Origin of the sequence: Stieleria varia, assembly GCF_038443385.1 — a bacterium.
GTDB lineage: Bacteria > Planctomycetota > Planctomycetia > Pirellulales > Pirellulaceae > Stieleria > Stieleria varia.
In genome coordinates, this window is sequence record NZ_CP151726.1 from 8,950,249 (window position 1) to 8,965,437 (window position 15,189).

The 15,189-nt window shown below is 53.5% G+C and carries 6 protein-coding genes; 1 reads left to right on the forward strand and 5 read right to left on the reverse strand.

The features are described from left to right. Positions 1-3: 3 nt before the first annotated feature. Positions 4-585, reverse strand: a complete 582-nt coding sequence (locus Pla52nx_RS30300; RefSeq protein ID WP_146519500.1) for a YceI family protein — start codon at positions 583-585, stop codon at positions 4-6. Positions 586-1,236: 651 nt separating this feature from the next. On the opposite strand from Pla52nx_RS30300, the gene Pla52nx_RS30305 reads away from it, so the two are divergent. Further along, positions 1,237-3,321 (forward strand): right-handed parallel beta-helix repeat-containing protein, encoded by a 2,085-nt coding sequence (locus Pla52nx_RS30305; protein WP_197454472.1) that lies wholly within the window; start codon positions 1,237-1,239, stop codon positions 3,319-3,321. 288 nt (positions 3,322-3,609) lie between these two features. On the opposite strand, the gene Pla52nx_RS30310 is transcribed toward Pla52nx_RS30305, so the two are convergent. The 4 genes from Pla52nx_RS30310 to Pla52nx_RS30325 form a co-directional block, all read right to left on the reverse strand. Beyond that, complete coding sequence (locus tag Pla52nx_RS30310; RefSeq protein WP_146519498.1) at positions 3,610-3,990, reverse strand: hypothetical protein; 381 nt, start codon at positions 3,988-3,990, stop codon at positions 3,610-3,612. Between the two features lie 241 nt (positions 3,991-4,231). Continuing rightward, positions 4,232-4,663: an ankyrin repeat domain-containing protein gene (locus Pla52nx_RS30315; RefSeq protein ID WP_146519497.1), complete on the reverse strand. Its 432-nt coding sequence runs from the start codon at positions 4,661-4,663 to the stop codon at positions 4,232-4,234. 71 nt (positions 4,664-4,734) lie between these two features. Next, positions 4,735-5,703 carry a hypothetical protein gene (locus tag Pla52nx_RS30320; protein ID WP_146519496.1) on the reverse strand — a complete coding sequence of 323 codons (969 nt, stop codon included), beginning with the start codon at positions 5,701-5,703 and terminating at the stop codon, positions 4,735-4,737. After that, positions 5,704-15,117, reverse strand: coding sequence for a polymorphic toxin-type HINT domain-containing protein (locus tag Pla52nx_RS30325; RefSeq protein ID WP_146519495.1), 9,414 nt, complete (start codon positions 15,115-15,117; stop codon positions 5,704-5,706). Between the last annotated feature and the right edge of the window lie 72 nt (positions 15,118-15,189).

Here is a 15,189-nt window from a genome sequence, read left to right on the forward strand (position 1 = left end):
CGGCTACTTTCGTACGCCTTCGCAATCAATCAGGATCAGCGCTTTGTCTCCGATGGGACCGATCGCTTTTGGATCGAATCCGAAGTCGCTTCGCTTCAACGACAGCTCAGTCGAAAATGCGACCCGCTTGACATCTTTGAAGACGTGTTCTTTGCCACCCATCAAAACCAGCGTGATCTGCTTCGTCGTGCCGTGCATCGTGAAGTCACCTGTCACTTCGTACCCACCATCGATGGCTTTCGTGCTGGTACTCTGGAATTCGATCGTCGGGTATTGCTTGGTGTCGAAGTAATCCGGTTGACGCAGGTGCTTGTCCCTCGCTTCATTGGCGGTATCCACGCTATCTGCTTGAATGGTCAATGAGAACGTCGACTTGGAGGGTTCTTCGCGGTCCAGTGAAAACTTTCCGGAGACCTCATTGAATCGGCCATGAATCCAACTGATGTCCAGATGCCGGGCCTTGAAACTGACGGAAGAATGGACTCCATCGTAATCGTAAACGTCCGCCGCAGACAGGACGCCGCCACCGCAAAGAAGGGTACCAATTAAGACCGCAGACGCAATAATTCGATAAACGCGTTTCATGCAATTGTCCTTGCGAAAATGAGGGGAGCAAAACCGTTGACCATCGTAACAGCAGACGATGAGCAAAGTGTCATCGCGGAACGCTTTGCGCAGAAATTCCACCGGAGAGAAACTGAAATGCCACGCCAAAGACTCGGGCGTCGTTTCACCGAACACCGATCAGAAAGTTGGCTCACTATCGTTAACCCACTCCGGTTTGCGAAACGCCAAAGCCTCTACTCATTCCTGGGGGGCGACGCGTCTTTACTTGGGGGCCGCTTGGCGTAAACGCTAAGTCTTTGCATCTCATAGCGTTCCATAACTCAAGATCAAGAATCTTCTTCTGACTCACACCCGCAGTCCTCGAAGTCGCTAAGATAAAGTTGGTTCGTACTATCGGTGGTTTGTCGTGTGCGAACAAATTTCAATGGCGGGCAATTCGCGGGGCGGGGCAAACTCTTGACATTTCTGTCAACAACCTCCTCAGAACATCGATTGACGTGTGGTAATTAGAACGAGCATCTCCATCTGCTTCGGTCCACATGAGAGTCAGTATCAAGATCCATGTTGCCGTGTTGGAGAGAACAAACCATGTTCTTGCTAGGTTCTATGTCCACTCAGGCGACTCGTCACTTTTTTGTTGGTCACCTTGTTTTTTCTAGGAGTAGACTGATGCTACGTGGAATACTTTCTTTGAGTTGTGTGGTGGGCTTGGCCTTCTTGTCCTGTTCGCCTGCTGACGCTGCGAAACCGCGTCACCTTGTTCAGTGGCTGGGCGCCACCGCCGACCACACAGCCGCGATTCAAAATGCGGTGTTAGCCGCTATGGATGACAATGGAGTGGTTGAGTTTGCTGCCGGTCGTACTTACCACGCGAAATGGATGTACATTACTTCGTCGATGCGAACCGCGAACGGTAAACCGTTTATGCCTTCGGGAGTGGAAGGCAACGGTGCCATTCTCAAAGCAACAACGGGGGCATCGCACACGCTCTTTTACACTTGGTTGCCCCAAGACGCGAACAATCCAGACTTCTTTGTCCGCAACCTGACGATGGATTCGAATTACCTTTGTGACTACTCGTTCCGTGTATGGGGCGCGCAGACAACGCTGCTGGAGAACTGCGCTGCAACACGAGCCAACTTGGCTGGCGTGCTGCTTCAAGCGACCGCTGGAACCTACTCGCTGTCAAATGTGGTAGTGCGACAAGTCATCGCACGAAACAACGACAAGTACGGCTTCGAGGTTCGCGGGGCGGCAGGTGCAGTGACCAATCTGAAGATTGAAAACTGCTACGCACACTACAACGAGTCAGACGGATTTTACCTTGCGCATTGCGAAGCTGACTTGGTCGGATGTGGTGCTGAGGTCAATGATGGATACTCGATGGTCCTGGGACAATCTGGAAAACCAGTCTCCAACGTGAATGTGCTGGGTGGATACACGGAACGCAACTTTCCTGCGGCAACCGCGTCCTCGCAACCGGGGGTACACCAAGGCGTCTATGTAACGCCGGGTGCGGCGACCAATGTGCGGATCGTTGGAGGGCGTTTGATTGGGAAGTTTACGTACGACTCGCAGCTCACTGGCGACTCGCTGATTCATTCATACGGCCACGCAAGTTTGGGATTCAATGGACAATCTCCAGATCGGCCCAGGAACCAGACTTATGACTACAGCCCTGTCTTGCCAAGTGTTGACTCGACCAATTCACTCAACTCGGCGTACTTTGACGTGCCTGACTATTTCAGTGCCACCAATCCGACACGCGATGCAGACCTTTTGGCTCGTAATGTCGTTCTGGTCAAAAAGAACCCGCCTCTAAGCGACTACAAGTCTCGAATCGATGCGGCACTCCTCACTGCTGGTGCCACGAACGCAGCGATCGCGTTTGAGCCTGGACAGACTTACCCCACCAGTGCATTCACGATCCAGAATTTCTTTACTCAAGGGCAATACAAGACAGGTCCTGCAGGAGTAATCGGAAATGGCGCGACGCTGACCGCGCTCGGGTCAGGCAGTCAGTTCATCAACTGCTACCGTACGCACGGCGTCATTGCCCCCGGTGATGCATTCGACAAATACAACTTCTTCATGAGAAACTTGACGATTGTTTCTAACTCCGGTTACACGAGCGGTCTCAAGATCAGTGGTTGTAAATGGTTCCTCATGCAGGACTTGGTGATCGGCGGAGGGTCCACGTATGGAATCCGAATCGTTGCTCTACCCGGCGACGGCGTCTATTACAATACGTTTTCCAATGTCGCATCCTCTGGCAATGGAACAGGAATGTATTTGGATGCGATCTACTCGGGTGCCCAACAAGGCATCTCGTTGGCTAACGTCGGTTTTCATCACTGCTTGTTCAGCAATAACTCACAGCGTGGGATCCTCTGTGAAGCGGCTTCGGTGACATTGAATCGATGCGAATTGTCAAACAATGGAATCGAAGGATTTCGAGCCAACAAGTGTTACTCGACTGATTTGATCGATTGCGATGTTCTTTCCAATGGAACACGGGCGATGCACTTTCTGTATGGTTCCAGCAGTTCTTGGTCTGCGGGCGGACATGTCTTGGGAGGGAACGTCTCTGGAACCGTGCTGTATGATCCTGCACCAAACAACGGATACTCGTTTGTGCAGTCCATGATTCACACTCAAGGGACATCACCTGCCGACTATCAGCATGGTTTCTGGCTCAGTGGTGCCAACGGTGGCAAGAACTACGGTTCGATCCACGAGGATCTGTCACACTAACGGATTGTTGGTTTAATTCCGTGTTAGAGATTCAAAGACTGTAGGATGGGTATTCTTGCCCGTCTGAGTACTGAATGTCGGCCAAGAGAGGCCGACCTACTTTGAATCAACAAGTCGCTAAGCATCACTCCGATTGATTTGGGCTAAAAGACAGCACGCCCATTTTTGATCGGGCTTCACTGTTAAATGCCAACGCTAACGAATTGGCATCTCATATCGCCTCTCTCCGCCGCTGACCATGTCGTCGGTGGGGAGAGGCTTTTCTACGATTCGTGAACGGGCATGCATTCAGTCAACCTCCTCTTGAATCGGCTCTCCGAATCGGTCGAAATAGATCTCATCAAAAACGTAGTCGAGGGTCGGTAGACTCTCCCACAGTTCTTGCGGCGGGTACTCGAAGGTTCCGGCCATGCACTTCCGCCAAGCCGTCTGCCCCATGGCAATGATTGCATCGGCAAGGTCGATGATCGTGTCATCGGAAACCTCATCAGACAAAAAGCGGTTTTGGATCACATCAAACGCATCCGCTTTCAGTTGGTCAAAGACTCGGTACCACTGGACGATACGTTGTCGATCCGTCCCCCACAGTACTTTGTGCTCCGGATCGGAACGCAGGACGTCGATCGCGTTCCAGAAATCCTGCTGTTCGTCCGGTGGTTGATTGGGCATGACGGGGGACTGCAGATTTGATGCTTGGATAGAAACTGCGTGTGAAGAGACAATTGACTGCCACGCACGCGATCTGCGATGTCAGGGGAGATAATCCATTGACTATCGCACTCGGTAGTTGGATTCGCCAGAATTCCTTGCGAACAGGATTTCTGGCGAAATCCATTACCCATCAAGGGATCTCTAGCGAAATCCACTACGGCACCTATCGTTAGCAGCCTGTTAGTCCCCGTTGGTCATCTCATGCTCGATTTTTCAGCAACGCCGCAATTTCTGTTTCACCACGCTCCAACGCGAATGCGTGTGCATCCATGCCTTTCATATTTTCGCCATTGTATCTCACCCTGTGGTCGATGCCGGCATTCAATAGCAACTCGACAACTTCGATACTGCCGGCGTAGATCGCGCTAAACAACGGGTTTCTCGTTGACACGTCAGTTTCCAGTTGACTTCCCTTTTGAATCAACAAGGCAACCACGTCCGCGTGTCCTTCAGCAGCAGCCTGCTCAATCGGCAGGCTGTCTGATAGTCCGCCATGCTGATTGGTTGGCAGGCCCAGGTCGATCAGGTAGGCGACGATCTCCAACGCCCCCTGCTTCGCTGCAAAATGCAGCCATGAGCCAAACGGGGTCTCTTGCACAAGGCATTCGGGATGCTTGGAAACGGCGTCCATGAACGCGTTAAGGTCTTTCGAGCGAATGGCTTGTTTCAGCGGGCTCTGAAGCGTAGTTGATGATTTTGCCACTATTGCATTATCCAAACATCATCGGCGGAATCGTCCCAATAGGGAACGTTGCGTTTCGAAAGTTTCTTCTCTCCTTTCCAGGTGAAAGCTTGGAAAAGAGGTAGAACAACCTTGAGCAGTTTATCTGGTTGAGGGCACGGCATCAGGATCCTGATCCAACCAGACTCAGTCTCTTCCCCAGCCAAACCTCCCACAAACGGCTCATCAGGGGTGGAAAGGATGATCGAATCGGCGATCGTGTCTCGCAGCATCGCGATCTTCTTGCGTTCCGAATTCGTAGGTGATTCTCCCGCCAACTGGCAATGAAGAACCAGAGTTTTTGATTGAGACTTCTCAAACTGTTTTTGATTTGTCTTGGTTTTGGCTCGGTCCACGCACCCATCATCTGACCAAATCGGATCAAAAAAGAATCCGAGTAGTTTGTTGGACTCGACGCGAGATCGAAACTTATCTCCCGTCAAGACCCGGGAGGGATGTTCCGGAATGCGAAAGATGGCAGCTTTCTGTGATTTCAGTTTTGATTTGTAGAAATGGTACTGCGAGATGTCGTAGAAATAGTTCGGATTGTCGTCGAGACGGATTCCAGATGTTTTCTTCGTATCAAGAATCCCCGGTGCAAGGGTCGTTGTTTGGAAGGCGTAATAGAGACCAAACTTCGAATCCACTGGCAGCAATTCGCCGTGGGGCTCCAGCAGATCCCTGACCGCCTCCACTGCCCGGCGGCTGAATACCGGCACGTGAAAGTCACAGCAAGGAAAGTCATTGAACGGGTTCACATTTTCTTGAAACGTGAACGTGGGTTTATCCCAACGCTTCGCCAGTCTCGGAACGGCAAATCTCGAGGTCGTAGGGTAGAAGTGTGTGAAATCATAGGTCCGTCCATTCTCGTTAGTGATTCCCGGCAGATCCCACCCGAATCCTTCGAAGCGAGGGTCATCACTGATCGGACGTAAGCGATAGATTTGCATTTAGAATTTCCCTGCTTCGATCTCGGTCCAGAGTGTGTTCAAGGCCGCCTTGACCTGACTCTTGGGAGTGTTTGCGTTTATCAATTCTGTTAGCCGTTCAAAATATGCGTTTGTATGTGTCCCAGCGTGGCCCGAAGCTTTAGTTGACCAAAACCCGTTTAGGTGGGAATTGATGTCGATTCCAGCATCGTCTAATTTTTTCCGCGCAGCCGCGAGACCTTTTTGATATTTTCCACCAGCTCGCTTTGCGAATTCACCGCCAGGCACGATGTGGGCAGCTTCGTATTCAGCGACAACCTTGTTACTCGAATTCAGTCGCGTGGTTCCTGGGCTTGCAAATCCTGCTTCGTCGAGGTTTTTCCCCAAGAGTGTCGAACAAGCGCCATTCGCATTGTGAACGAGTATACCGAGTTCAGTCACCTCGTAGACGTGTTGTCCGGCGACTTCGATGTTGTAGACCGGGACGGGGGTGTTGCTGGTTTCGATCGAACGGATTGCCAGCGGGCCGTTGGCCGTTTGTAGGTTTTCACCCGGCTTGAGGTCGCCCAGTTCGATGAAGTCCTGGCGATCGACACTCCAGATCGGGTGGACCGGCGTCCCTTGCAGGCTCGTCCCATTGACCATCGTCAGTTTGATCGTCTCTCCCACTTCGTGGGTCACGAAACGACCGGTGACGAATTCTCCCTCTCCAACGGCCAAGTCAGGGCAAGCCGCCAGCGCGGTGACCGTCGCTGTTCCGTTGACATCGAGCTCTTCGATGTGAATCGGAGTGCGTGAGCCGACGAAGATGTTGTTGTCGAGAATCCATTGATCGGGACGCAGCAGTTGAGCATCCACCACCACACCGTCATCGCGAGTGATCGTCAGATCGACACGCGACCACGAAGAGCGATCGGCTTCGGGGAAACTTTCGTCGTATTCCCAGGTCTGTGGGTTCTCCGTGGCGATTCTCGCCCCCAAGGGTACCGATTCAATCGCGATATGCTGGCGGTTTGGAGAAGCACCGAATTCGAAGCGAGGCGAGTTTGTGCGCTCGCTGCTGCCGACCAACCCTGCGATCGCTGCGTTGGCCTCGACGCTGACCGGCATGGAATCAATTGCAACCAGAGTGCCGGCGACGAAACATCCGCCGTTGCCCAGATTGATTGGACCGTCCAGTTTCTTGATCGCTTTGCCGCCAAGGTGCCCCAACGCTGGCGCAAAGCTGAGACCGGCCATCGCGGCATTGCCCGCGATTTGCCATCCAGACATTTGATCAAAATTGGTTGCCGTGTCGATCGCGATGCCGACGCCTGTGGCTATCGAAGCCGCGGTGTCGATCACCGTGTAGGCCTTGGCCGCCATCAAGCCGAGTTTAGCAATCGAACTGGCACAGGCAGGTGCGCTGGCACCACCAGAGAGCACACCGATTCCGATTTGCACGCCAATTCCCGCCACAGCGCCACCGACGTAGCCAACGGTGTAAGCCGTCTCATGGCCTTCCACCGGCCCGATGTCAGGAACGGACCAGAAATAGTCGAACGGATTGACGGTGTCGAGGAACCCGTCGATCGCACCGTATGCGGCGCTCTTGAGGGTGTCGATTTCATCTTGAATGACGTATTCGGTGTACGTCCAATTGCCACTGAAATCGTCAAAGAACAGCACCAACTCGTCCAGGAAGTCCGCGCCGGTATCTCCCAACCAAGTGCCGATGTCCTGAATCGTCCTCCAGTCCTCATTCCACGGCGCATCCCACCAGCGATTGAGCGAACTGGGGGTCAAGCCTCCCAGGTCAACTTGCAAGGTATCCGTGAAAGCTGTCCCGCGTGTGTCGCTGCCGGGGTACTCGCTGCTGAGATAGTAGCTGCCGCGTTCACCTGAGTAATCCACCTGACCATCACCGGAAACGAGAGTGTACGAGCCATTCTCCTCGTATCCGCTGCTCCACCACTCCGAACCACTCGGTTCACTGTGGTAATACTCGTATTCGCCTGTGTCATTCCATGAGTAGACGGAATCGATCGAAGTGGAAACATCGTGATGCCCAGAAACTTCAGTGACGGTAACGCTGCCGGAATAGTACCCGCCATCGCCCCCGAATCCGTATGCAGGGTCCCCGCCACTGGGTACACCTTCGCCATAGTAGCCCTCGTACCCGTAGTAACCTGAGCCGCCTGAGTAGTAGCCTCCGCCACCGCCATAGGGGTCACCGGCCGAGGAGTCGTAGGTCGCTTTGATCGTCAGTTGATGATCAATATCGGCTGTAACGTTTGTTTCTACTTGGTTGTTCCAACTACCACCGCCGTAGTAGTCGCCTCCGTAGTAGTCGTAGCCGTACGGATCCACGCCGCCATACGGGTCTCCACCGTATGGGTCTCCACCGTATGGATCGCCACCACCGCCACCGTAGGGATCACCGCCGCCATAGGGGTCGCTGCCGGATGTTGATCCAGAGTCTTTGCCGTTGTAGGTCGCGTCGTAATCTCGGAATACGGCATTGGTGATCGTGATCTCGACTAAGTCGCTGCCGTCTTGCTGGACTTCCTCGCGAGTTGACTCCTCCCAGTATTCATCGGTCTCTACCCAACTGAGGATATCCCCGCCGTAGTAGTCTCCGTAGTAATAGTACTCGCCGACGTACTCATAAACATCGTCGACATCATTGATCTGTCCGGTGTCCTTGTCGTGTCGTTCTGTTTTGCTGGTGTGGTACGCAGAGTAGCTGCCGCCGGTGCGTCCCCAATCGAACCAGTCGTTTGCCCAGTCGTACGAACTGTCCGTGTAGCGATCTTCTCTGGTTAAGGTGTCAACTGTCTTACTGCGATGGTCGTCGTGGTCCAGGCTGGTTTCGATGTCTGAGTTCACTGTCACATCGCGAACCATCGAATCGATCACGGTGGTCGTCAAGTTGTCCGTGACAATTCGCTGCCCCATATCGATCGTGTCGGACTCCGTTCGTGACGTTTCCGATGAATGGATGGTGGTCGTATCCGTTTTGACCGACTTGTTGTCTTCGTTGTAGGTATCGGTTCGAGTCGAAACCGTCTTGTCGGTAACGACCCGCGTCGGGCCGCTGCGATCATACGACTTGTCGATCACAGGCGTTTCGATCAAATCACCGTCGTCTGGATCGACATCGATCGTCAACGAAACATGCATTCCGTATTCATTGACATCGCCACGTGAAACGATGTGGCTTTTGTCGACTTTTGCGACCCACATACCTTGCCCGTATGGCAACTGACCGTTGGTGAGGTCCATCGTTGTCTTGGTGCCATCTTCGGTGTCCCGTTTTACTCCATCGCTTTTGAAGCTCTGGGTACCGCCGCCGCTGTAGGTTTTCTCTCCGTCCTCGGCGATATCAAGTCGTCGCGTCAGATCGACATTGAAGTTTGAATCACCCTTGTCACTGGTGACTTGGCTGGCCGTTTTGGTAAAGAAGGGAAGTGCCTCGCGTGTCGCGTCCTTGGACAACTCGCTGTCCCAGTGCCCATTCCCGTGGCCATCGACGGTCGTCTCGCTGAAGCCGACTTTGGAAAAGGATGCGGGTGACTCGGTAGGCTCAGTGTTTCCACCACCGTAAGGGTCTGATCCGCCATAAGGATCAGATCCACCGTACGGGTCAGATCCACCGTAGGGATCTGAGCCACCGGACACATAAGTCGTCCCGTCGGCGTACCCGTCCTCCGACCCGCCGTTGATCGATGTTGATGTCCAATCGTATTTGATTGTGGTTTCGACTAGGCCGTCGGACAGGTAGTGATCATGGCCGTTGGTGCTGAAGTGGGCATTGCCAATGACTTTGGAATCACCACTGGTAGTGGTCTTGGATGAGTTGTCCCAACTTTGCGTCACCGTCTCGTCGCGTTTGGTTTTCGTGATGGTGGTGTCATCGCCATGACTTTGGATCGTTGAGTCGGTCGAGTTTTTGCCCGACCACGTCATGGTGGTGGTGGACTCGTCATCGATGACCGTTGTCGATGTCAGATCCGTACCTGTCTTGAGGTTGCGTTTCGTGGCGACATTGACACCATCCCGTTCGGAGGTTTCTGTACTGGAGCCGTCGGATTCCTCTCGTGATTGCTGAGAAACGGTGATCGATGTTCCGTCAGAAAACAGATCGTATTGATCTTTGGCGATGTTGATGAACGACGCACCTCCGATGTCCGTCGTCTCGGTCGTTGTGTCCCAGTCGTAGGTGATCAGGTAGATGGGAGCGCTGAGGTCGTAGGAGTGGCTGTCATCGACGAAATCCTTCTTTTGCGTTGTAGTAGAGTCCGCATCCCAACTGAACGAACCGCTGGACTGTGATTGTTCCAAACTGTTCTCTGTGACCGTTTTTCCGTCCACCGTGTGCGAATCTCGATGAATGGAATACTCGCCGGTCGCGTCGGAAGTTTCGTCTCGTGAGTGATCTCCAGAGATCGTCAGGCCTTCATCGCGTTCTTCACTAAACGTGCCTTCTGAGTGAGAGAAGCTGTGCAGTTGGTCGATCGTTCCGGTGTCAAAGTAATGCGAGGTCGAGTCCGTATGCCTGCCACCAGCGGTTGAGTCCGTTACATCGTTGGTCGTATAGACATCGAAGGTTCCGGATGTCTTGTTGACGACGTTCGAATTTCCGCTACTTGTTCGATGGACTTTGGCGTTCTCGCGTCCGTAGTCGTGTGATGTAACCGTCGTGTCGCGGGTGGTCTCATTGGAGATCTCGCCGCTTTCTTCATAGGTGTCTTCGCTGCTGAAGTCATAACTACCGTCACGCTCGGTCGAGCGGGTGTCGGTGTGAAAACTGGTGTAGATGACGTTGGTGTGCTCGTCCACGCTGGAGCGATCCATGGTGGTGTGTTCATAGAACTGCGCGACATCTGCAGGATTGTCGGGGGTGGGAGTTTCACCCTCGCCTAAATTCGGATTTGGGACTTGGCTGGTCGATTGTCTGGTTTCCCAACCGTTTCCGCCGCCGGTGGTTTTGTCGTTGTAGTTACCAGTTTCGGTGCGTTCAAAGGTCGAGTCTGTCTCTGTCGTTGCGTCCGCGAAGAGTTGGTAGTGCGATTCCCCGGAGAAGTCGTAGTTGCCGTTGCCGTCACGTTGAAACGAGGAACTCGATTCAGAGTGACGCGTGGTCTGGATACCGCCTGATGTCGAATCTGTGTCCTCTGTTCCGCTGCGTGAGGAGTAGTCGCTGTCGATGAAGGTCCCATTCCCCTTAGACGAAGTGTCCTCCAGGGCTTCGTGCACCCCGTTAATGGTGCTATCCGCCCGATAATAGACGTCTGTCGATTGGTCCGTCGCATCCCTTGTCGTACTGGAGAACTCCTCGGTCTTCCGCAATCCGTTGGAGATTTTCGTGCGGGTCTCCGTGTCGACGGAGGAATACATGTGCGACGTGTTGTCGGTCGTGTCGTTCGATGTCTGTTCCGATTCATCGCTACTGTGCTGAACACCGTCAATCCCCGTAAGGTGCACGACCGATGATGCGGCGGAGAAGGTTCCATGCGACTTACCCTTGTTGTGGGTATTGTTTGATTTGATCACGACCGAGCCCGTAAACTCCTGCACGTGGTCTGGCGCGGGGTTCATTTCGTAGCTGTCACTGGCATTTCGTGCATCGGTGGAATCGCCATCCACTTTTACGTCCGAGGTGGCGTTGGTGGTGCCCGACGTGGTTTGGTTGACCGAGTCGATTGCGTCGGTGGTCCCGTCCGCGTACAGATTGGTCTCACTCAGCGACTGTGTATGGTAGGTCCCGTCGTAGTCGTTGTAGCCACTGCTGATCGACGTTTCGTTGACCAGGTACTTTGGATCGGCGTGGTTGGTCAACTCGACATTGGCGGTCTCCCAAGCCTGCGTGGTCAGTGTGCCGGTTTCATCAGAATCGAAATGGGTCGATGCGGTCGTTTCCGACTGATTTCCGACTGAATTGAAACTGCGAGATTCGCTATTGTTTGTCGTGAACTTGCCGCTTCGATCCTCAATGAAGTTGTAAGTGGAATGGATTTCGCGAGTGTGCTGACCATCATCTGGCGATTGACTGAGGTCTTTGACTCCATCGATCTTGCTGTTGGTTTCGCTGTGCGACTGATTGGTGCCCGTGTCTTGCGAAATGTAGCTTTCCAGTGCAGAGTGCAGTGTCGCCGCGCCGGTAGCGCTATGGGTCGTACTTGACTCCAGTCCTGATGATGTCCCGGTTCCATCCCACGAACTGGTTGTTTTTGAATCAGCGATGCGGGTCAATCCCGTGTCGCGTTTGTCAGTGGTGTCATTGGTACTCTCAAGGTTTCCGTCGAGAGTATAACTACCGGATTCGTTGTAGAGTTTGGAACGGTCATCGACAGCACCGGTGATTGAATCAAACTTGGAGTCCACTTTGGAGGTTGAGTTCCAGAGGATCGTCCCATCACGACGTGAGTCATTCGTCTGAATTGTCTTGGAGTCAAAGACAACATCGCCGTCGGAGTCGAGTTCGATTTGTTTGGTCTCAGAGTCGCCATCGCTGGTTGAAATGGTAGTTGTCGTCCCATCGGCTTTGGACTCTGTCATCTCGGTGCGGGTGACATGCCCCGCGAAGTTGCTGGCGACTTTGGTCGACTTGTCATCGGACTTGGAATCGCTGACAGATGAAAAGGTAGCCAAGGCCGTGGAGTTGACGATTGTGCCTACCGTTCTCGTATCTACTCTTTCAAACTCAGTTTTGGAATCGGTGGTGCTGTGGTCGGTACCGTGAGCGGTGTAGGTGCTGAAGTCGTTGGATGTAAACACACCTGCGATTTCTTGTGACGAGCCATTGGCCGACCCGATATAGAAGGTCTGTCCGACGGATGTTTGGCTGCCGTCCTGATCCGTCGTCTCGGTAACACCGGCTGTGGGAGACTCAATGATCGTGGACTGTCCGTTCCCTTTGTTGTCGTATTTCGTGTCGCCCGTGGCGCTGACCTGATAGTTTGATCCTTTATCAAAGCTCCACGATCCGTTGCCCAGCATGACACCGCTACGCCAAGAGTGCGTCGTCCAGGAAGAGGTTGAATTGTCCATGACCTTGGCGGACTGCTCGGCACGTGTTTTCTCCGATGTCGTTTCTGAAACCGCAACGCTGTGCGTATCCGACACTGAACTGTTGACGCCACTGCCGATCGCATCGTGTTTGGATGAGGCGGACGCTGAGGTGGTGGTGACGCTTCCGTCACGCGTCGACTGCCCCAACACGGTCATCCCGAACGTGGTGACTCCCGACTGGCTGCCGGTACCGGTCACCTTGGCATTGGTGAGAACGCCCGGTTGACTGCCATCGGTGGCGGTCAGATTGTTCATGGACATCGTCGTCCAATCTGTCGCGACATTGAGTGTCGTTGCGAAATCGACGTCGAATCGGTCATCAACATCATTAACAATTCGATCGGCAACGGCTGTTCGCACCAGAGTGCTGCCAATATCCGCCGTCGTGGACCCGGTATTGGTCGAAACGACGATGGCACCGGCAAGGGAGTTGTCGGTCGTCTGAATGGTTTTGGTCAAAATCTCATTCGTGGCATCATCTCGTTGCCACCGGTAGTCATAACCGGTGTCGATGGATGACTTGCCTGTTTTGTCGACGTCGTGGTCACCGCTGAGCAAGAAATCCGTGTAGATATTGGTCGGTGTCGTTGTTGTTTTGTTAACCGATTCCATTTTCGACACGCCACCGACGGTGTCATTGACGACGTAAATCGTGTGGACCGTAACGGGGACCAGCTCATCTCGGTCGACCGTGTACACGAAGGCTTCGTCCCGAGTTTTGTCGCCGTCATCGTCGATCAACTCGATGTCGGCGTCGTACCACCAACTTCGCAGATCGTCGTCATCGGTAGTTGTGGTTTTCGTACCACCACGAATCGGCTCAACTTCGAGTTCGTCCCGCAAACGCTCGGTATAGCCCTGCAAATCCCAGTCATAGTCTTCATCAACGTGCGTCGCGCCCGCCGTGATGGATTTCGTGCCGTGAACGTCCAGGTTGTAGTGTTGTTCACCGTATTCGTCACCGTCGCGGTCGAGCGTGCTCGATCCATATTGCGTGGATATCGTTGTCCCAAAAATCCAATCCAATTCTGCAGCGTCGTCCCTGTCTTCGTTCAGATCGTAGGTGCTCGTTTGCAGACTATCATTGCCAGAGGCGTGGAAGTCGTATCGATAATCACCGTCGAGCATGTGTACAAACTGTTTTCCATCTGCATCGGTCCAAGATGCCGTTGCCGTGTAGGTGTAGTGATAGAGTTCATCATAAGTCCAAAGGTCTCCCGTGATCTCCACGTCAACGGTCCATGTCCAGTGGTCATCGATCGTGTAGTCGCGACCGCCGAATGACAAAGTCCACGGGTCGGGGTCGGTATCAGCAATGTCGAAGTCGCTGCTGCCGACATGCGGTTGAAAACGCCTTGCTTCGCTGAAAGAGTCTCGGTCGAAACCTGTTGGAGCAACGAAGACTTCATGCTGCCCGGCAAACGTTACTTCTTCGGCCTGCTCCGGTAAGTCGACACTGGGTTCAATGTTTGGAACGAACGCCCAAAGGTCTTCATTTTGATCATCGCCCGAGCCAGGCGTGTAGGGATTGATGGACGGTTGATTGTTGTAGGCAACGATCGTCCAATCACTTTCGGTTCGCGCCAACGTCTGTGCATCAACGTGAATCACACGAGCACCGACATTGGTAACGCCGACTGGAAAGAACTCGCCTCTCAGATCCAAAACAAACGCACCATCGTCCTCAATTTGCCCCGCTGTCATCGTGCCGTCAGCAATGTGGTCTCCGTTGCTATCGTACTCGATGGTCACCCCAGTCAGGCTGTCAGGCAAGTTTCCAATTTGCCCGTCAAAAATCGGCTCGTTTGAAACATTGAGCGGGGCATCGCCGGGGTCTGGCCCCATCGGCGTCGACTGCATTAGGCTGCTGACCAGCGGAGCAGGTCCCATGGTTGCCGCAGCGACATAGTCGAGCTGATCAGTCTCCATACTGATGGAATTGGCGTCTGACAGTTCCTGTAGCGAAACCAGTTCTCCAGACGTTCCTGCGGATTGATCCCATGCAGAGAAGGTCAGCAGATTTTCAACGTTTGGAGCACTACCACTGGTGGAGTCGACTCGGATACGTGCGGTTGGGTCGAGCGTAAGCACCGAGTCCCCACCGAGACCACTAGCGGTTTGCCATGTCACGCCGTCGTCCAAGCTGAATTCAACGTTGCCCAGCGAAGGGTCAATTTCTCGAATGGCTACCCCGATGTCAGCTGATGAATCGGGATCCACTGCGCCTGTTGTCAGCTCTTCAACCAGCAGCCCCAAGTCTTGCTGAGAGCCATTCGTAGAGATGAACGACGTGACCAAGTGCCGATCGGTGAGTTCCGGCCGCAGATTTTCAACCACGGCGGCAGGTTCATCACTCAAATCCCCTGCTAAGAGTTGCCGCATCTCGAGGTTTTCGCCGCGCACAGAAGCTTTGACATTACGTTTTCCGGTAAGTCCTGCCCGTTTGCGAATGAG

Coding starts and splice junctions, on each gene's coding strand:
- Pla52nx_RS30300 (WP_146519500.1), bottom strand. CDS start 585: ATGAAACGCGTTTATCGAATTATTGCGTCTGCGGTCTTAATTGGTACC.
- Pla52nx_RS30305 (WP_197454472.1), top strand. CDS start 1,237: ATGCTACGTGGAATACTTTCTTTGAGTTGTGTGGTGGGCTTGGCCTTC.
- Pla52nx_RS30310 (WP_146519498.1), bottom strand. CDS start 3,990: ATGCCCAATCAACCACCGGACGAACAGCAGGATTTCTGGAACGCGATC.
- Pla52nx_RS30315 (WP_146519497.1), bottom strand. CDS start 4,663: ATGGACGCCGTTTCCAAGCATCCCGAATGCCTTGTGCAAGAGACCCCG.
- Pla52nx_RS30320 (WP_146519496.1), bottom strand. CDS start 5,703: ATGCAAATCTATCGCTTACGTCCGATCAGTGATGACCCTCGCTTCGAA.
- Pla52nx_RS30325 (WP_146519495.1), bottom strand. CDS start 15,117: ATGCGGCAACTCTTAGCAGGGGATTTGAGTGATGAACCTGCCGCCGTG.